At 54.4% G+C, this 18,217-nt stretch carries 16 protein-coding genes and 1 riboswitch; of the genes, 12 read left to right on the forward strand and 4 right to left on the reverse strand.

Annotated features, from left to right (window positions below; all coding sequences use genetic code 11):
- Positions 1–28: 28 nt before the first annotated feature.
- From IE156_RS14660 to IE156_RS14685, 6 genes are all read left to right on the forward strand, one after another.
- A complete protein-coding gene (locus IE156_RS14660; RefSeq protein WP_189393288.1) occupies positions 29–1,033 on the forward strand; it encodes a YeeE/YedE family protein in 1,005 nt (334 codons plus the stop codon).
- Positions 1,034–1,127: 94 nt separating this feature from the next.
- Complete coding sequence (locus IE156_RS14665; RefSeq protein WP_189393289.1) at positions 1,128–1,604, forward strand: isochorismatase family protein; 477 nt, start codon at positions 1,128–1,130, stop codon at positions 1,602–1,604.
- Between the two features lie 141 nt (positions 1,605–1,745).
- Positions 1,746–3,107 carry an SLC13 family permease gene (locus IE156_RS14670; RefSeq protein ID WP_189393290.1) on the forward strand — a complete coding sequence of 454 codons (1,362 nt, stop codon included), beginning with the start codon at positions 1,746–1,748 and terminating at the stop codon, positions 3,105–3,107.
- Positions 3,108–3,466: 359 nt separating this feature from the next.
- Positions 3,467–5,125 (forward strand): PepSY-associated TM helix domain-containing protein, encoded by a 1,659-nt coding sequence (locus tag IE156_RS14675; protein ID WP_229841378.1) that lies wholly within the window; start codon positions 3,467–3,469, stop codon positions 5,123–5,125.
- Positions 5,122–5,418 carry a DUF3649 domain-containing protein gene (locus IE156_RS14680; RefSeq protein ID WP_189393291.1) on the forward strand — a complete coding sequence of 99 codons (297 nt, stop codon included), beginning with the start codon at positions 5,122–5,124 and terminating at the stop codon, positions 5,416–5,418. Before IE156_RS14675 ends, IE156_RS14680 begins: the two co-directional genes overlap by 4 nt.
- Positions 5,415–6,284: a DUF3325 domain-containing protein gene (locus IE156_RS14685; protein WP_189393292.1), complete on the forward strand. Its 870-nt coding sequence runs from the start codon at positions 5,415–5,417 to the stop codon at positions 6,282–6,284. Before IE156_RS14680 ends, IE156_RS14685 begins: the two co-directional genes overlap by 4 nt.
- 104 nt (positions 6,285–6,388) lie before the next feature.
- On the opposite strand, the gene IE156_RS14690 is transcribed toward IE156_RS14685, so the two are convergent.
- Complete coding sequence (locus tag IE156_RS14690) at positions 6,389–6,754, reverse strand: nuclear transport factor 2 family protein (protein WP_189393293.1); 366 nt, start codon at positions 6,752–6,754, stop codon at positions 6,389–6,391.
- Between the two features lie 659 nt (positions 6,755–7,413).
- Here IE156_RS14690 and aqpZ point away from each other — a divergent pair.
- The 5 genes from aqpZ (at position 7,414) to IE156_RS14715 (ending at position 11,349) form a co-directional block, all read left to right on the forward strand.
- Positions 7,414–8,112, forward strand: a complete 699-nt coding sequence (gene aqpZ, locus IE156_RS14695; RefSeq protein ID WP_189393294.1) for an aquaporin Z — start codon at positions 7,414–7,416, stop codon at positions 8,110–8,112.
- 290 nt (positions 8,113–8,402) lie between these two features.
- Positions 8,403–8,822: a lysozyme inhibitor LprI family protein gene (locus tag IE156_RS14700; protein ID WP_189393295.1), complete on the forward strand. Its 420-nt coding sequence runs from the start codon at positions 8,403–8,405 to the stop codon at positions 8,820–8,822.
- 139 nt (positions 8,823–8,961) lie between these two features.
- Complete coding sequence (locus IE156_RS14705; protein ID WP_189393534.1) at positions 8,962–9,876, forward strand: LysR substrate-binding domain-containing protein; 915 nt, start codon at positions 8,962–8,964, stop codon at positions 9,874–9,876.
- Between the two features lie 144 nt (positions 9,877–10,020).
- Positions 10,021–10,896: a DMT family transporter gene (locus IE156_RS14710; RefSeq protein ID WP_189393296.1), complete on the forward strand. Its 876-nt coding sequence runs from the start codon at positions 10,021–10,023 to the stop codon at positions 10,894–10,896.
- Positions 10,897–10,920: 24 nt separating this feature from the next.
- Positions 10,921–11,349 carry a DoxX family protein gene (locus IE156_RS14715; protein ID WP_189393297.1) on the forward strand — a complete coding sequence of 143 codons (429 nt, stop codon included), beginning with the start codon at positions 10,921–10,923 and terminating at the stop codon, positions 11,347–11,349.
- Between the two features lie 44 nt (positions 11,350–11,393).
- Here IE156_RS14715 and IE156_RS14720 read toward each other — a convergent pair whose 3' ends face one another.
- Positions 11,394–12,335, reverse strand: coding sequence for a DedA family protein/thiosulfate sulfurtransferase GlpE (locus tag IE156_RS14720; RefSeq protein WP_189393298.1), 942 nt, complete (start codon positions 12,333–12,335; stop codon positions 11,394–11,396).
- A 154-nt stretch (positions 12,336–12,489) separates the two neighbouring features.
- Positions 12,490–12,578, forward strand: a riboswitch (glycine riboswitch).
- Between the two features lie 378 nt (positions 12,579–12,956).
- On the opposite strand from IE156_RS14720, the gene IE156_RS14725 reads away from it, so the two are divergent.
- Entirely contained in the window at positions 12,957–14,363 is a 1,407-nt protein-coding gene (locus tag IE156_RS14725) for an amino acid permease (protein ID WP_189393299.1), read from the forward strand.
- A 234-nt stretch (positions 14,364–14,597) separates the two neighbouring features.
- Here the strand turns inward: IE156_RS14725 and IE156_RS14730 are convergent, their stop codons facing one another.
- Together IE156_RS14730 and IE156_RS14735 are read right to left on the reverse strand one after the other, a co-directional pair.
- Positions 14,598–17,003 carry a TonB-dependent siderophore receptor gene (locus tag IE156_RS14730; protein WP_229841380.1) on the reverse strand — a complete coding sequence of 802 codons (2,406 nt, stop codon included), beginning with the start codon at positions 17,001–17,003 and terminating at the stop codon, positions 14,598–14,600.
- Positions 17,004–17,390: 387 nt separating this feature from the next.
- Positions 17,391–17,897: a hypothetical protein gene (locus tag IE156_RS14735; protein ID WP_189393301.1), complete on the reverse strand. Its 507-nt coding sequence runs from the start codon at positions 17,895–17,897 to the stop codon at positions 17,391–17,393.
- Positions 17,898–18,217 lie beyond the last annotated feature (320 nt).

An 18,217-nucleotide genomic window follows, 5' to 3' on the forward strand; every position in this document is an offset into this window, starting at 1 on the left:
AACCCGGTCTTAACATCCAGCGCAAATGATGAATACAGAACTTGTACTGTGGGTCAGCTTGGCCATTGGCCTGCTCTTTGGCATTTGCGGCCAGCTCAGTGGTTTTTGCTTTTATCGTGGTTTGACCGAGCGCTGGTCCGGGCGCAGCGGCTATAAGCTCCAGGGCTTTGCCCTGGCGCTGGCCGTTGCCCTGGCCGGAACACAGCTGGTGGCAGGCAATGGCCTGGTCAACCTGTCCCAGTCCTTGTACCTGAACCCGACTTTTTCCTGGCTGCTGGTGCCTGTTGGTGGCCTGATGTTTGGTGCAGGCATGACCTTGGCAAATGGCTGTGGCGCACGCGCACTAGTTTTACTGGGACAGGGCAATCTGCGCTCCTTGGTCGTACTGCTCTGTCTGGGCATTGCGGCCTATATGACCTTGACCGGCTTATTAGCCCCGCTGCGAATGAGCATCGCGCCACTAAGCAGCCTTACCTTGCCTGCCGCTACTCTGGCTGATGGTCTGCCCAAAACTATTCTGATCATCGTGATCGTCGCAGCCTTATTCGTTTTTGCCTTGAGACGCCGGCAGGACGGCCAGCGTTTGAACGACCTTCTGGCCGGAGCCTTTGTAGGCTTGCTGATTGTGGCCGCTTGGTTAAGCACAGGTTGGCTGGGCGATGATCCCTTCGAGCCCCTGCCCATCAGCTCGCTCAGCTTTGTAGCCCCAATTGGCGAAACCATTCAGTACGCCATGATCTCCACCGGTATGAGCCCCCGTTTCACCATCATGATTGTGGTCGGTGTGCTGGTTGGCTCCCTACTTAGTGCCCTGCTGCGCCGTCGCTGGAAGCTGGAGGGCTTTGAATCCCCCCACCAGATGTTGCGCTCTATCGCAGGCGGTACCTTAATGGGGGTGGGCGGCGTCCTGGCCCTGGGTTGCACCATAGGCCAAGGCTTGAGCGGCCTGTCTACGCTGTCGATCAGCTCCCTATTAGCGGTGGTGGGAATTGTCATTGGCTCACGCCTGTGCTGGACCCGCAAAACAGCCTGACTCCGTGTTTCAATAAGAGCTTCATTCCTGCCATCAAACAGTCCAGACAAACTCCGTCTGGCCCTCCTGATGCGCTGCTCTTGAGACTCCCGCTATGCGACAGATCCTGCTTGTTGTCGATGTGCAAGGCTGCTTTTCACCGCCCCCTTGGCTGATTGAGGGCATCAACGCTCTTAGTACCCGTATGCCCTGCGCGGCTCTGATCGAATTGCATGACGAATCCCAAACGCCCTTTTCCAGCCAGCTGGGCTGGTGCCCACCGCGCACTGACCGCTGTCTGGTTAATGCCAAGCAGATTTTCATCAAACACGGTTACGCGCCCAGTCCAGCTGCGCTGGACTATTTAAAGCAAAGCCAAGCAGATCGCATTCTGGTCTGCGGCATTCAAACCGATACCTGCGTGCTGGCGGCAGGCTTTGCCTTGTTTGATGCCGGGCTTCACCCCACCCTGATTACCGATCTGACTGTAGGCTCGTCCCTGGACCGGTCGGGAGAGCTGGGCATCAAACTGTGGAAACACCACTTTGGGCGCACCATTCACAGCCGCGACGTCCTGGCCGAGCTGATTTAAAGTTAAACCATCGCCTGCCTGACTGATCTTTACGTTTAACGTAACGTTAAAGCCATAAGCTTTATTGATAGCCCTATACCGCCACTGATATGGTCATCTCCAGAAACCTGCAAAAGGTTCAATTACGAGGAGACGAGACATATGCATTGGCTATCCATTGCCGTATTAGGAGGCATGTTCGTACTGGCAACGGCCCTGCCCATCAATATGGGGCTTATTGCCTTCGTAGGCGCTTTTTTAGTCGGTACGCTGGTGGCGGGTATGGGTGCCAAAGAAATCATGGGCGGCTTTCCGGCTGACCTGTTTCTGACACTGGCCGGCATCACCTATTTATTTGCGCTGGCCCAGAACAACGGCACCATCAATTGGCTGGTGAGCATGGCTGTTCGGGCCGTACGCGGACGCATCGCCGCCATTCCCTGGATCATGTTTTTGATCACCGCCGCCCTGACCTCAGTCGGCGCGGTCAGCCCAGCAGCGGTAGCCATCATTGCCCCTATTGCTTTAGGCTTTGCCCGGCAATACGGCATCAGCCCCTTGCTGATGGGTTTGCTGGTCATCCATGGCGCGCAAGGGGGCGGCTTCTCTCCTATCAGTATTTATGGCGGCATTACCAATCGGGTGGTCAGCGCTGCCGGTTTACCCTTGAGTGAAATGGCCACCATGATGGCCAGTCTGGGTATCAACCTGGCTGTGTCCATTTTGCTGTTCGTCTGGATGGGCGGCCTGAAGCTGATGCGCCAGAAAGTGGACTTAGGCTCGGCCGAGGTCAAGGTAGCCCGCGTGGCACATGGTTCGGGTGGCCCGCAAGTGTTTGGCGATGCCGAAGCCGAAGCATTTGGTGAAGAACGGAAAACAGCCCAGAAAAGCCCGGATGCCTTGGTCGAAGCCAGCAATGGAGTTGGCGAATCCCCCCATTGGTACCGGGTCGCCACCCTGCTTGGTCTGTTCATCCTGGCTGTGCTGACCTTGTTCTTCAAGCAGGACATTGGCTTCACCTCCATTACCATCGGCCTGGTTCTGACCTTGATGGCCCCCAATCTGCAAAAACGCGCTCTGGGGCAAGTGTCCTGGCCGGAAATCATGCTGATTGTGGGCGTGAGCACCTATGTCGGTGTACTGGAGTCCATGGGCACAATTGATTTTGTGGGCCATAGCGTCGCCCAGCTGACCTCTCCACTCATGGCCGCCTTGTTGCTGCTGTTTGTAGGTGCTGTGGTGTCAGCGTTTGCCTCTTCAACTGCCGTTCTGGGTTCCTTGATTCCCTTGGCCGTGCCTTTTCTGCAAGGCGATGGCGGTGTGGGAGCGGTGGGCTTTATCGCGGCCATGGCGGTGTCCTCCACCATTGTGGACGTCAGCCCCTTCTCTACCAATGGCGCACTGGTACTGGCCAATGCACAGGGCATATCACGTGATGTCTTCTTCCGTCAGTTGCTGTTGTACGGTGCCGCCGTCACGGTCATCGCTCCGGTAGTGGTGTGGCTACTGTTTGTTGTGCTCTAACACCTGTTGATCAATACGCTGTCCGACAGGCCCCACAAGCCCATTTCCCCTATGGGCAATGCCAAAACAGCTATGGCGCCACACTAAATTCTGCAGAAAGCCCCAAAAGCTGAATTATTTCCACATAAGAATGAGAATGATTGCTATTATTCTGCGATTATTACCAGCCTGATGCCCTCTTTTCCCTTTGATCACCCACTACCCGCCCCCTAAAAAGAGCGGGAGTTCGTGATGAGCGCAGCTAATAAGAATGATGGAACGTATCCATCACCCCAGTTGCCCGGCAAGCACGGCTTTTCTCGGTTTTATGCTTATCAATCCAACACCCGACACGGTGTTGAAGTAGGAGGCGCGTCAGCGTGAAAGAGTCATTTCGTCAATGTATGGCATGGCTGCATACCTGGGTCGGTCTGGTGGTGGGCTGGATTTTGTTTTTCGTTTTCGTGACCGGCACCGCCGGTTATGTCGACGATGAAATCACCCGCTGGATGGAACCCGAGCGTCCCCTACCCGCACAAATCATGCCTGAGCAGACCAGCACCATGTTGGATCTGGCGCTGACACAGCTGGCGGCCCATGCGCCTGAGTCCAAAGCCTGGAGCATTACCCTGCCGCATCAAGCCTTGAACCCGCGTGCCACCCAAGGGCTGTCCATAGGCTGGGAGGAAATGCCCCAACCTGGCCAACGAGGGCGTCGCGGGGGTGAAACCCTGGACCCGGCCACCGGGCAGATCCAGCCAGAGATCGAACCCCGCGCCACTGCCGGTGGCACTGGGCTCTACCGCATGCACTATGCCCTGCACTATATGCCCTACCCGGTTGCTATCTGGCTGGTCGGTATCTGCACCATGTTAATGCTGCTGGCCGTGATTACCGGAGTGGTAACGCACAAGAAAATTTTCACCGATTTCTTTACCTTCAGGCCCGGCAAGGGGCAGCGCTCCTGGCTGGATGCGCACAACATCGTCAGCGTGATGTCCCTACCCTTTTTCCTGATGATTACCTACACCGGCCTGATCTTTTTCATGTCCATTTATATGCCCTCGGGGCGGGATGTCATGTACGGCACGGGCGACGCAGGACGGCAGGCTTACTTTCAGGATATTCGCAACCAGAAACGTGACTTTCTACCGGTATCCTTGCCCCAGGCATCGCTGACTACGATGGCGCAAAGCGCTGAACAGCAGTGGGGTAAAAACAGCATTGCCTCGGTGCAAATCACCCACCCGCAAGACAGTCAGCCTTATGTCGAGCTGCGCCGCACGGGAGTGACTGGCGTGTACTGGACCCGCGCTGAAACGCTGCGTTTTAACGCCCTGGACGGCAGTGCGATGGAGCAAGAAGACACCAGCAACCTGACCGGCGACACCCAACGGGTTCTGCTGGCGTTGCATGAAGGCGTTTTTGCAGAGTGGTGGTTGCGCTGGCTGTATTTTATTTCTGGCCTGCTAGGCTGCGCCGTCATTGGAACCGGCTTGGTGCTGTGGACGGTAAAGCGCCGCACCCAACATCAAAAACGCACAGCAAAAAACGCCAGTCTAAGCACCTCCGAGCGCTTTGATGCTGCGGGCTTGCGTTTGGTGGAAATTTTGAATGCAGCCACCTTGGCCGGTTTACCGCTGGGTCTTGCGGCCTACTTCTGGGCCAATCGCCTCTTGCCTGTCACGATGGCCGACCGTGCTGCGTGGGAATTCCATGCCCTGTTCCTGGTCTGGGGTTGGTCTTTTCTGTTCGCTACCTGGCGGCCCCTGAAACGCGCCTGGCTGGAACTGCTTTGGCTGACAGCGGCTGCCTATGCCTTGATCCCGCTTTTGAACATGCTGACCACCGATCGTCACCTGGGTATCACCCTACCGTATGGCGACTGGGGCTTGGCTGGCTTTGATCTGACCATGTTTGGCTTAGCCGCTACCTTTGCCTATATCGCCATCAAAATGAAACGTAAATGGCAGATTGCCAGCCTGAAAGCCAAAGCAACAGCCAACGCTGGTCTGCAGACAGTAGGAGCCAATTCATGAGTAGCCTGACTTCCAGCTATCGCCTGCAGGTTTTCTCGCGCATTGTGGCGGCCACCGTCGGCGGTTACGCACTGGCCTCTGCGGCCACGGTCTTGCTGACCCTGCTCTGGCCTTTGCCTAAAGGGCAAGCAGTCCTAGCGGCCAATATGTTGAGCTTTGTCTGGTACACCATCGCCGTGATGTGGGTGTTCAGCACTAAAAGCGCCACCCGTGCATGGATCGGCATGGTCTTGCCCAGCGCGGTGATCGCCCTGCTGAGCTTATTGCTGATCCCTGCAGGAGCCTTGTCATGATTAACACCAGTCTGTGGCTGAATCTGGCCGTCTTTATCAGTAGTCTGGCGGGCTTCATCTGTCTGGCGCTGGCCAGTGATAGGCAGGGTGAGTTTCTACTGCATCGCAGCGCCTCTAAACGAGAGCGCCTGGTATTTCGTATCATAGGCTGGCCCCTGCTGGCATTGGCTCTGGCACTGTGTGTGGAGGGATGGGGAGCCAGCATGGGCGTCGTTTCCTGGTTGGGTTGGCTGACCATGGCCGGAGCGGGCCTAGCCTTCTACCTGCCCTGGTGGCCTTGGCAAGAAAAAAAACCCGTACGTGCCCGCCCTGCCCCGGTCGCCAAAGCAGGTGCTAAAGACTCAAATACAGAATCCCAGGAGCCCGTTGTCTCTACCGCCCAAGTGCCGGTCAGCATCTCCCCACGCAATCTGATTTTTGCTGGCAGTTTGCTGGCCATCCCGGTGGCATTTCTTGCCTACCTCGCTCAGTTGGGGCCCGCTCCCGTATTCCGGGAAGATGCATTACAAGGCCAAATTGGCCCGTGGCGTTTTGTCTTGGCCGAAACCAATGCGCACGCACCGGCCAGCTCCGGCTCCGGCCCCCACACCAAAGCCTTCCAGATCCGCTTTTGCGAGACCTGCGACACGGATATTCGCAGTGCTTATCTGCAAATCAACAAGCCAGAAACCAAGCCCTCGCCCCGACAAGCGTTTGGGGGCGCGCGTTGGACACGAGCGGTGGAAATCGCCATACCGCCTGACAGCAAACTGGAGCACCAGCTATGGTTAACAGTAGAAGCCAAGAGCGGCGATCTGTATCACCAGGCCTTTGACTTCCAACATGTCTCCCCTGCCACAGCGGCTTTTATTCAGCAAAGTCTTTAAGAAGGGAAAGAGGACGGCCCGGAGTTATCTTGCTGATAGCCAAGGCCGTAGATCATTGTTCGACGGGTTGAGGGCTGACATATCCTTCGTCAGCCATTCACCCCTCATTCCTCAGCGATTTGGGTCCCTTGATGAAACACCATCAACCAACGGCCCTGCGTCTGCCGCCAGATTGAGCTGCGCAAAGAGCCTTGCAAACCCTCGCTGCCGGGCATGGTGCATATATAGGTTGCCAAGACGACATCCTCGGCCAGCATCGTCAGCTTGAAACCACTTAAGCGCCGCTGCACAAATTGCTGCTCCGGCAAAGACTCCAACACCTCCGCCTTATCCCATGCAACACCCCGAGCGCCGAATTCCACAAATTCGTCTGCCAACAACTGGCTTAGCTCAGCGACATTCCTACGGGTAGAGCGATTGAACAAACGCTCCTCAAGGGCAAGGATTTGGTCGTATAGAGGCTGGGACATGGGATTTTTCCAGGCTGGAAATGGGTAGAGGTGATCGATAGTGCTGACATCAAGGTGGCACTATACGCTGCTGAGTTCAGGTTTTTGCAGAGAAGGGGCTCAATAAAACAAAGAGCTTACATGCGATAAATCAAATAGGTTAATTACAATTAGAATGAAAAATAAAATTTAAATCGAATAAATAAAAACAAAAAAAACAAAAAAAAACAAAAAAACAAAACCAAGAAAACACACAAAAAAACAGATAAACAAAGAAACAAAGAAACAAAGACTTAAATGCAGAAAGAAAAATAATAAATAAAAAATCTCATATAAGGAAAACTAACAAAACCCCAGTCTCCTACCTCCTACCTCCTACCTCCTACCCTTCTCCTTCAGCCCTCTTTCCAAGATCAAAAATATCCATAAAAATCAGTAATCTGTACTATCCCTCTCCCTCTGCTAAGCCTCATCCAAATCACACCAACTCGTCACAAACAAAACAAAACCCTACCAGTGACACAGCACCACCACATAAAAAATATTTCTAACAACTACAATAAAAAAACACCCACCATCAACAAAAGAAAACTTTGACATTTATTTTCCTTTGCCTTGATTCCGGTCATTTCAATTAACTATAGACTCATGCCGTGTCAAATTACTCACAGGGCAATATCATGTCTTTACTTAAACGATGCACCGCAGAAACGCTGGGCACTTTCTGGTTAGTCTTTGGGGGTTGTGGAAGCGCAATCTTCGCCGCCGCATATCCGGAACTGGGAATTGGCTTTGCAGGTGTCGCCCTGGCCTTTGGCCTGACCTTGCTGACCATGTGCTATGCCATCGGCAATATCTCCGGTTGCCACATTAACCCTGCTGTAACGCTGGGTCTGGTTGCCGGTGGGCGCTTCCCAGCTCGCGAGGCCATTCCTTACATCGTCGCGCAAGTGGTCGGCGGTATTCTTGCTGGCGGCGTGCTGTACCTGATCGCCAGCGGTAAAACCGGCTTTGATCCCCTTGCTGGCTTTGCATCCAACGGTTTTGGCGAACACTCGCCAGACAACTACAGCCGCAACGCTGCCTTGATTGCAGAGATTGTGCTGACAGCCTTCTTCCTGTTCATCATCATGGGTGCCACGCATAAACGCGGTCATGCAGGCCTGGCTGGTGTGGCGATTGGCCTGTCATTGACCTTGATTCACCTGATCAGCATCCCCATCACCAACACCTCGGTAAACCCTGCTCGCTCTACCGGCGTTGCCTTGTTCCAGGGCACCTGGGCCATGGAGCAGCTGTGGCTGTTCTGGGTGGCTCCATTGATAGGCGGAGTTATCGGTGCATTGGTGTACCGCTTTCTGCACGCCAACGACGACTAAGCATCACGGATCGCTACACGCAGGACTATTGAGCCGCATCGGCTTGAACTGGGCACCCAACCAGTTCAAAGCGATGCGGCTCAATGCTATACAGGGCCAACGCACATCATCGAACATCATTTAATCCACAAACAGATCGCAACCTCCAAGACGAGACTCTCTTATATAGTAGGATTTACACCCTACTCTTGAGCGAAATGCACAGATCAAACGCCGCCCGCTATGCCCATCCCTTGGCGCTTGATCACGCTACATACGAGCAAGAAAGCCCGACCAAACCGGAGAATTACATGAAGAAAGCATTGCACACCGGCCTTATCGCTTTAGGACTGAGCGTGATGGCAAGTATCTCTTCCGTACAGGCGGCCGATTGCGACAGCCTGACCGACCAAAGCGCAATCAATCAATGCGTTAACAACGAGTACAAAAGCACGGACGCTGAACTCAACAAACTCTATAAAGAAATCAGCACTCGCCTGAAAGACGATGGCGACAACTTGAAGGCATTACGTAACGCTCAACGTGCCTGGGTCAGTTTCCGCGATGCCGAGTGCGACTTTGCGGCTTTTAAAACTCAAGGTGGCAGCGTACATCCCATGCTGATCACCAGTTGCCGCAACGAACTTACCCAAACTCGTGTCAAAGACTTCAAAACCTATTTATCCTGCCAAGAAGGTGATTTGGGCTGCCCAGTTCCACCGGAAATGTAAGCCTTGGAATAGGGCCCTAAGCCTTTCGCCGCTGAGAAGATGCCTGCCATGAAGCGGCGTCCTTGTTAGCATAGGGCCCTAACTTTCCTATACGCATTAGCAACACGCCCCCCACATGCCTGACACCAAACTCCAGTCCATGCGCGATCTGAACGACCTTTATTACTTGGTACAAGTCGTGGACCACGGTGGGTTTGCGCCTGCCGGACGAGCCTTGGGCATTCCAAAATCCAAGTTAAGCCGACGCATCACCTTATTGGAAGAGTCCTTGGGCGTACGCCTGATCCAGCGTTCCAGCCGTCATTTCAGCGTGACGGAAATCGGCCAGATGTATTACCAGCGCTGCCTTGCCATGCTGGTAGAAGCAGATTCCGCCCAAGAAATAATCGAGCGTCATCGTAGCGAACCACAGGGCTCGGTGCGCATCAGTTGCCCATTGGCTTTGCTCGATTACGGGGTCAATGGCTTGCTGGCCCGCTATATGGCGGAGTATCCCCAGGTCAAACTGGAAATTGAAAGTACCAACCGCCGTGTAGACGTCATTCGCGAAGGCTTTGATGTGGCTCTGCGCGTCCGCTTTCCTCCCCTGGAAGATAGCGGTCTGGTCATGAAAGTCTTGGGCGAGAGCACACAGTATCTAGTCGCCAGCCCCGCCTTGATCGAGCGTATGGGCGGACTGCCAACGCTGGATTTACTGGGAAGCTGGCCCGCCTTAAGCGACGAGCACCTGCTACGCAGCCCCATCTGGCAACTGCAAACGGCAGAAAACACATCGATGGAAGTACCGTATCAACCCCGTCTGGTCTGTGATGACCGCATGACCTTGCTGCAAGCCGCGCTGCAAGGCATTGGGGTAGTGCAAATGCCCGCCATGCTGGTCGCTCCGTTTATGCAGGATGGCAGGCTGGTCGATGTCGCTCCCGGATGGAATCCTCGACCCGGTGTCGTGCACGCCGTCTTCCCATCACGCCGAGGCCTGGTGCCAGCCGTACGTGCCCTCCTGGACTTTCTGGGCCAGGAATTCGTGACTATTTTGCATACTCCCACCTCCTGAATTCCCGGCCTCACGCCCCAAACGAAGTAGTCTCATAGTCGTTCTAATTATGGAACGCTGATGACCATATTCCCATCTATTCAAGCCATCGTCGCACTTCTATAGTCTCCTCAAGCAACTATTCATAATGGGGAGTGCATCGACATGAACGCCAAACTGGCCGCGGCCATTGCCGCTATTCTCTGGGGCTTTACCTACATACTGACCACCACCTGGCTACCGCCTAACCCCTTGTTCCTGGCTGCTGTCCGGGCATTGGGTGGCGCCATCGTCTTGCTGGTACTGGTCCGCAGCTTGCCCCCCCGTGCTTGGTGGGGACGTCTGGCTGTGCTGGGCACCTTGAACACCGGCCTGTTTTTTGGTCTGTTCTTTATTGCCGCCACTCGCCTTCCCGGTGGCGTGGCCGCCATCTTCCAGGCTCTCACCCCGCTGGCTACCATTTTTATTGCCTGGGGCATTCTGGGTGCTCGCCCTGCTTTGATGCGCATTGGTGCTGTCCTCTTAGGCGCACTGGGCGTGTCCTTGGTGGTGATGTCCAGTCAGGCCCACCTGGATATGATCGGCATTTTTGCCGCCCTGGGTAGCATGCTATCCATTGCCACTGGCGGCGTACTGATGAACAAATGGGGTGCGCCACCGATCCCGCTGCTGGGTTTTACCGGTTGGCAATTGCTGATTGCTGGCGTTGAGCTAAGCCTGATTGCGTTGCTGACCCAGGATATTCCTACCCAGATCATTCCAATTCATTGGGTGGGTTTGTTCCTGCTGGCAACCGTACTGACAGCTGGCCCCTTCGCCCTATGGTTCAGTGCCATCAAACAGCTGGGTGCAGTGACCGTGGCCCCCTTCATGCTGCTGGTACCCGTGACCGCTTTTATTCTGGATGCGCTGATCAAAGGAGTCTGGCCCACGTCCCTGCAACTGGTGGGAGTAGCGCTCGTCATGGGGGGGCTGGTCATGAGTCAAAAAACACTGGCTGTGGCACGTTCGACGCTGGAAGCCTCAGTGCATAAACCATGATCTGAGCATCCAAGGAGGAGCATCATGAATCACTTCATACAAGAAATACTGCGGTCCCGACTGTTTTATCTGCTGGCCATCCTGCTTTTAACCTACATTTTCTGGTGGAGCGGGCTAAACAAAGTTTGGGACTTCAACGCGGCCAAAATGGAAATGGCGCACTTCGGACTTGAACCACAAAGCTTGTTTGCACTGTTGACTATTGTGGTGCAATTGCTGGGCACATGGCTGCTGCTAAGCGCCAGCCGCCTGGCCTGGTTAGGGGCGCTGATGCTCAGTGTTTTTACCTTATCCACCATCCCTCTGGCACATCGCTTCTGGGAAATGCAAGGTCTGGAGGCCTTTCTGGAGCAGGCGCTGGTGCAAGACCATATCAGCGTAATCGGAGGGCTACTGGTCGCCGCCGCATTGGCTCAGGCGCACCGTCAGTCACGTAGCGAAAACCTGTATTGATGCAGCAGCTATCCAGCAGGCATAGACTCTATGCCTGCCATTTTTTAACTGGCGCTACTCTGTGCCTGATCCCGCTGCACATCAAAACCGGCGGCCTGCCACGCTTCCAGCCCCCCCTCCAAAGGGCGCACCCGGCTATAACCACTTTGCAGCAAGCGCTTGGAAACCAGTGCCGCTGACACCTCGTTGGGGCAATCGCAATACACAACAATTTCCCCGTCGGTGACCAGACTCAAGGTCGCTTCCCCCAGTGCCAAGGTCACCGCCCCCGGAATCCGCCCCTGCGCCTGAATAAAGGCCGAGCGTACATCCACAATGACAGGAGGCGTGTCCGAGGACAGCATCTGGTGCAGCTCTTGCACGCTAACCCGCTCCATGCACAAGGACTTGATAAAGCGGTGACGCTGCCACCATTTCTTGGCAACGAACACAGCTAAAGCCAAGGCCAGTAATATCCCGCCCAACACACCCAGGCCAACCAGCACATTCAATAATTCGTCCACCGCCGAGCTAAACAAAGAGCCTAAAAACACAGCCGAACCCGACCAGATCGTGGCCCCGATAATGTCGTAAAGCAAAAAGCTGCGTTTACGCGTACCCACCGTACCCGCCAGAACGCTGGCAATCGAGGCAAAGCCAGGAATGAACTTGGCCACCATCAAAGACGGTGCTCCCCAGCGCATATAAATGGATTCAGTCTGCCGAATGCAGGAATCCGGCGACAAAGAAATCTTACACAAGAGGGCCAGCAGCTTACCACCGTAACGACGTCCCGCCAGATACCAACCGTAGTCTGCAATCATCGCCCCCAGGACCGCCACGCCCAACAAAGCCCACAAGCTATACCCGCCAGACTCATGCAAAGCGCCTGTGACCACCAGGACGGGATAAGCAGGCACGGGAGCCCCCGCCTGTTCCACCAGAACGTTGAAAAACACAATCAACAGACCGTGTTGCTCGATAAGTTGCAGAATTGATTCGACCATATTGCCAAGCGCAGAAATTGCCAGATAGCGCGTATTGTAGGCTGATTCTCCAGCCACAAAATTCATCAATAAACAAGAATTATTCTCATTAAAACCCTACAGGTTAACGATAGTAGCCAGCACTTTTTACCTGTCTATACAATACCTGCGTCAATAACGGTTCAGGTGAGAGTCTTCACTTGATGAAGCGCCGACGGAGCAACGACCCCGGAATCTCTCAGGCAAAAGAATCTTGAACCCTTGACGTTCTGGAGAGAGGCACATCAGTGCCCACCGAAGGGGACCATCGCCCGCCGATGGATAAGCTCTCAGGTAAACGGACAGAGGGGGTACAGAGGCTATATGGCCTCTGTTCACCTATTCGTCCGGAGCCTATCTATGAGCAGATAGTCGGGTGCCATTTTCTGGCCGCCTGACATACACCACCTATTCCCATTTCTATTCGCACACAGGTCTGTTTTGACATTTCATGTCGTCAGAACAAGGAGGACTGCTGTGCGCTCCATACCCTATTTAGATCGGCATCAAGAAAACCGTCCTTGAGGACGGGTTGTGCCCTTTGTTTTCTCGCAGCACAGTCATAATTACGCATTTGAACGAAAAAAAAACTAGGAGAACAGTGTGTCTCAGCAACATTCATCTGGACTGCAGCGCTCGTTGAAAAACCGGCACCTGCAACTGATAGCAATTGGAGGCGCTATCGGTACAGGGCTATTTATGGGGTCAGGCCGTACCATTAGCCTGGCCGGACCCTCGGTCTTGTTTACATACATGATCATTGGGTTCTTTTTGTTTTTTGTTATGCGGGCAATGGGGGAGTTGCTCCTGCATAACCTGGAATACAAATCTTTCGTGGATTTCTCCGCCGACATTCTGGGCCCCACCATGGGCTACTTTCTGGGCTGGAGTTATTGGTTTTGTTGGGTGGTCATTGGCATCGCAGATATTGTCGCCATTACCGGCTATACCCAATTCTGGTGGCCTGACATTCCATTGTGGTTACCGGGCCTGGCGTGTATTGCCTTCTTGCTGATCTTTAACCTGCTATCGGCCAAATTGTTTGGCGAGCTGGAGTTCTGGTTTGCATTGGTCAAGATCGTTGCCATTGTTGCCCTGATCGGTGTGGGCGCCTATCTGCTGTTCAGCGGTTTCGTCGGCCCAACCGGCGAGAAAGCCAGCCTGACCCACTTGTGGGATCGTGGTGGCATGTTCCCCAATGGCATCACCGGCTTCTTTGCCGCCTTCCAGATCGCCATCTTTGCCTTTGTGGGGATTGAGTTGGTGGGTACGGCGTCGGCAGAAACTGCTGATCCAGCCAAAAATCTGCCCAAAGCCATCAACAAAATCCCAATCCGTGTGATTGTGTTTTACGTGCTGGCACTGACCGCCATCATGACCGTCACCCCTTGGGATATTGTCGCGCCCAACAAGAGCCCGTTTGTGAATATGTTCTTGCTGATCGGCGTGGGTGCTGCAGCGGCCATCATCAACTTTGTGGTGCTGACCTCGGCCTTGTCCTCGGCCAATAGCGGCATGTTCTCGACAGGCCGCATGCTGTACGGTCTGTCCAAAAACAAGCTGGCTCCAGAAGCATTCAGCCAGTTGTCGCGTAACGGTACCCCTCGCAATGGTCTTATCTACTCGTGCGCCCTCTTGCTGTCCAGCCTATTCCTGCTTTACGCAGAAGGCGATGTTATGCGCGTATTCACGATTGTGACCACCGTAGCCAGCATCTGCTTTATTTTTGTCTGGGCGGTGATTCTGATCACCTACTTGCAGTACCGCCGCATTCGCCCTGAAGCACATGCCACATCGACCTACAAAATGCCGTTTGCGATTCCCATGTGCTATCTGACGCTGGTGTTCTTTGCTTTTGCGCTGTACTTGTTCAGCCAGGAAGAAGAAACCTTGATTGGTTTGATGGCGACCCCTTTCTGGTTCCTGGCTCTGTTTATCTGCCTGCCTTTCTACAAGAAACGCATGAAGAAAGACTTGGCATTGGGCCTGGCGGCGCAAAGCGTACGCTAAGTTGTGATGGACACAACACGGTTCTACCAAGAACCGTGTTGTAGCAGCCGGGTCTAGCCTCGTTCTACAAAACTTGGCTGGCACACACTGGCAACACTCCACCCTGCAGTCTTTGGATAGCAGATCTGGAACGAGGCTGGAGCCCGGCAGCAAAAAGCCACCCAAACGGGTGGCTTTTTTCATACTCATTACCATAGGCAGAGTCAGGCTTTCACAGCCCTTCCCTCCTCTGGCTCAGAACTGATAACGCATATTCACCGTGACGTTTCTTGGTGCCCCCCAGGAATACTGAATACGCCCAAAGTCCCTCAAGCCAGACATGTACTTCTTATCGAACACGTTGTTCACGTTGGCACCTACGCTCAGATGTTTGTTCACCTGATAACGGGCCATCATGTCGAACACCCAGTACGAAGGCTGATCCATCAAGCGAGCCGAGGCCTTGCTTTGCCAACGCGCTGCCACACCGACCGCCAAACCAGGCACGGCCTGCCCAAAGCGGTAGCTGCTAGCCAGCTTGAACTGGTGCTTGGGCACAACGTCCGTCACCTGCAGGCTGCTGCTGTTTTGCACATAGCTGCCCTGCAATTGCCAGCCTGGGGCCACTTCACCCGACAGCTCTAGCTCGTAACCACGGCGAGTAGCACCGTTAACCGCACGATAAATAGTTTCACCTGTGGGGCGAACCTCACCAGTAGACTCCGCCGTATTGTCTGTCTTCATCCAAAAGCGAGCCACGCTGGCATTCAAAGCACCATTGAAGAACTCACCTTTTGCGCCCAGCTCGTAAGTCAGGCCGCGTTCCGGGTCCAGCGTATTGCCATCAATATCCTTGGCGCTTTGAGCTTTGAAGATGCTGGCATAACTACCATAGACAGAGATCTGATCATTCAGATCCACCACCAGACCGGCGTAGGGCGTCAACACCCCATGCTGCTTGAAATCGTTATTGCTGTAGGAATATGGGGTTTCATCAAACTGCTTGAAATCGGTATAGCGAATGCCGCCAATCAACTTCACCGGATCGGCCAGACTGAACAAACCCGCCGCGTACAAGGAGTTGCGCTGCGAGCTGAAGTAGCTGTGGTTATCAATGGGCATGGTGGTGAAGTCGGGTATCTCCAGAACACCGCCGCCCCCCACGTAATCCAGATCGACATTGCTAAAGCGCTCGCCACCGGCGTACGACTCCGTCGTGGTCCGATACGTATCCGCCCCAAAACGCAGTTCGTGCTGGCGGCCGAACAAGTTAAATGGTCCCTGCACTTCCAGGGCCAGATTGCGGTTGCGGGTTTCATAATCGCGAGACCAGGTCAGGTCCACCACCGCCGGCTTGGCCGTAAACCAGACCCCTTCTTGCCCACCCGGCATCACCGTTTTATCTAGACTGCCTTTCAAGGTGGCCGACCAATCGTTATCAAAGCGATGCGTCAAATCCATATACAAGGTACTAACTTTCTGGTCATAGCCAGACCAAGGCGCTGCCACGTTAAATTCCCGCGGCTTCATTCCCAGAAACTCTCCGTTTGCCGCATAAGCCTGAATCATGGCCGTCCCGGCTGCACCTTTTTGAGTACGGTTCTTCTGCGTAAAACTGACGCTTAACGTCGTGCGATCCGTCAGGTCCGCTTCCACAATCCCGTAAAAGGTCTTGTTGCTGGCCTTCACATAATCCTGAAAACCCTTGCCATCAGCCGCTGCAGCAACCAGACGCCCGCGCACGGAACCACTTTCATTCAAAGGCGAGCTGATATCGGCATCCATCCGATAGTTATCCCAACTGCCCGCTGCGGCCCCAATACTGGCCTGAAACTGTTCTGTGGGACGCTTGCGAATCATGTTCACCGTGCCGCCATAAGCACCATCCCCGGTCATCAGTCCGGACGAGCCTTTCAGAACCTCGATACGATCAATCTCGGCCATATCATCCATGGAGTAATGGGCCTGGGTATTGATCAGCCAGCCACTGGCCTTATGCCGCAGCCCGTCGGTCTGCATATTCACCGCCGAGCCACGAATCGCAAAGTTGAAGGCATCACCTTGCTGGTCTACCGACACACCGGGAGTCTGCTCCAGCACGTCAGACAATTTGTACAAATTGAAGTCATCCAGACGCTCGCGCGTCATGACAGTGATGGACTGAGGGGTTTCGCGTAAAGACAGATCAAAACCCGTCGCCGTGCGGCTAGGCCCTGCTGCCGTGTATGAGCCCGAGCCTTCCGTAACCGGACTGGAAGCGCGCACCTTGATGGCCGCCAACTCTTCTACATCCAGTTTCTTGCGCAGATGAATCGTGTTGCCAGTACGGGTATAAGCAATGCCGCTGCCTTGCAGCAACTTGTCCAACGCCGCTTCCGGCGCCATGCGGCCAGAGACAGCCTGAGCCTTGATGCCACGCACCAGATCCGAGGTGTAAATAAACTGGAAAGACGTTTGCTGGCCTAATTGCAGCAAGGCATCACCCAAAGACGAGGACGGAATGGAGACCGTCACATCAGCTTTCTGGGCAAGAGAGACAGAGGGAACAAGCGTCGCCGACAAGGCCAGGGCAAGCGCCAGCGTCAAGGTCGGCGCAGCCAAAGGGAAACGAGCCGCGCGCCCCCCAACCGGGGAGTGAGAACGAGAGGAACGGAGAGTCACAGAGGTCTTCCTAACAGACAGAGGTCCTGTAGATGTACGAATGGGTATCCCTTTGGCCAAAGGATGGGGCCGGTCGCACGAAGCGTGCGAAAAACCTGCCTTCATAGGTACAACGGACGGGGGGCGGAAAACCCTGAATGGGAGATTGGAGGAACGTATCAGCAACGAGCAGCCAAGGAGTGAGGCAGCCCAATTAGTAGTCTAATAAGTTAAGCTGCGTACGCATTTGAACTGCCCCCACTTAGACAACTTTTTGATAGACGTCCCATTTGTATGTCTGCTTCCGACCCGTTGCTGTCGTTCGTTCTTCGGTTGCTAATGCTTGCCGATCAAGTCGAGCGGATCGATGTGTTGTCGACAAAACGACATCGGCCCGCTCGCACGACGTCAGGCATTCTGAGCAGCGTATGCATCCTGCTTATCAAGGAAGGCCGACACACGACTATTCCCATACGCCAAGTCTTGAGATATCTTGAATTCCTCAAAATTTTGTGCTGCTACCACCAATGCTCGGGTGGTAGTTGCGCTGCTAAGCGCAATGCCCCTGAAGAGGGGGGTAGCCCAAGGACGCTGATCGACTTTGACGAAGGCGAGAATCCCGCCGACCATTACCCGATACATGTTGAGGCCTTCCTTGCGATCTGGCTTGGGAGCACGATAGGCGAAGACGCCAGCATCGTCGGGGCTGAGCCGAAGACGCATTAGCACGGCATCGAAGAAGTTGGGGATAGGAGCTCCCTCAAAGGCGACGCGCTGAAGCTCACTTTTGTAGGGGCCGAGGTCGATCTTGCCAAGCTCGCGGCGAGTAACTGCGTATTTCCAGAGCAGCGCAGCATAGAAGCGCAATGTGACGTCTGGCGCCTGTTCAGCACTGACCACCTTGAACTCCTGCATACCTACTCCAGCATTCCGTAGCGATACGAACGCCTTTGCGGTGCTCTCTTCAAAACGGCCAATAGACGAATCACAGTGTCCACAGAGGATACTTGAGTCCCAAAGGCCTGACTGACTCTCGAGATACCCAGGGCATGAGGGTAATACGAAGGCATGCGCTTTCCCAACTTGGACCTCTGTAGCCATTACCCGCGGAATCAGGTGCGACTTGATCGTAGGACACGCGCTGCAAATAAGACAGGTCATTTCGTTTTCGCAAGCATGAATATTGGCTGAATGAAAGCAAGGCTCGAATAGTACTCGCGAAGTAAAGAGACTTC

It is taken from the genome of Alcaligenes pakistanensis, from assembly GCF_014652815.1.
GTDB classification, from domain to species: Bacteria; Pseudomonadota; Gammaproteobacteria; order Burkholderiales; family Burkholderiaceae_B; genus Alcaligenes; species Alcaligenes pakistanensis.

Coding starts and splice junctions, on each gene's coding strand:
- IE156_RS14660 (WP_189393288.1), top strand. CDS start 29: ATGAATACAGAACTTGTACTGTGGGTCAGCTTGGCCATTGGCCTGCTC.
- IE156_RS14665 (WP_189393289.1), top strand. CDS start 1,128: ATGCGACAGATCCTGCTTGTTGTCGATGTGCAAGGCTGCTTTTCACCG.
- IE156_RS14670 (WP_189393290.1), top strand. CDS start 1,746: ATGCATTGGCTATCCATTGCCGTATTAGGAGGCATGTTCGTACTGGCA.
- IE156_RS14680 (WP_189393291.1), top strand. CDS start 5,122: ATGAGTAGCCTGACTTCCAGCTATCGCCTGCAGGTTTTCTCGCGCATT.
- IE156_RS14685 (WP_189393292.1), top strand. CDS start 5,415: ATGATTAACACCAGTCTGTGGCTGAATCTGGCCGTCTTTATCAGTAGT.
- IE156_RS14690 (WP_189393293.1), bottom strand. CDS start 6,754: ATGTCCCAGCCTCTATACGACCAAATCCTTGCCCTTGAGGAGCGTTTG.
- aqpZ (WP_189393294.1), top strand. CDS start 7,414: ATGTCTTTACTTAAACGATGCACCGCAGAAACGCTGGGCACTTTCTGG.
- IE156_RS14700 (WP_189393295.1), top strand. CDS start 8,403: ATGAAGAAAGCATTGCACACCGGCCTTATCGCTTTAGGACTGAGCGTG.
- IE156_RS14705 (WP_189393534.1), top strand. CDS start 8,962: ATGCGCGATCTGAACGACCTTTATTACTTGGTACAAGTCGTGGACCAC.
- IE156_RS14710 (WP_189393296.1), top strand. CDS start 10,021: ATGAACGCCAAACTGGCCGCGGCCATTGCCGCTATTCTCTGGGGCTTT.
- IE156_RS14715 (WP_189393297.1), top strand. CDS start 10,921: ATGAATCACTTCATACAAGAAATACTGCGGTCCCGACTGTTTTATCTG.
- IE156_RS14720 (WP_189393298.1), bottom strand. CDS start 12,335: ATGGTCGAATCAATTCTGCAACTTATCGAGCAACACGGTCTGTTGATT.
- IE156_RS14735 (WP_189393301.1), bottom strand. CDS start 17,897: ATGCAGGAGTTCAAGGTGGTCAGTGCTGAACAGGCGCCAGACGTCACA.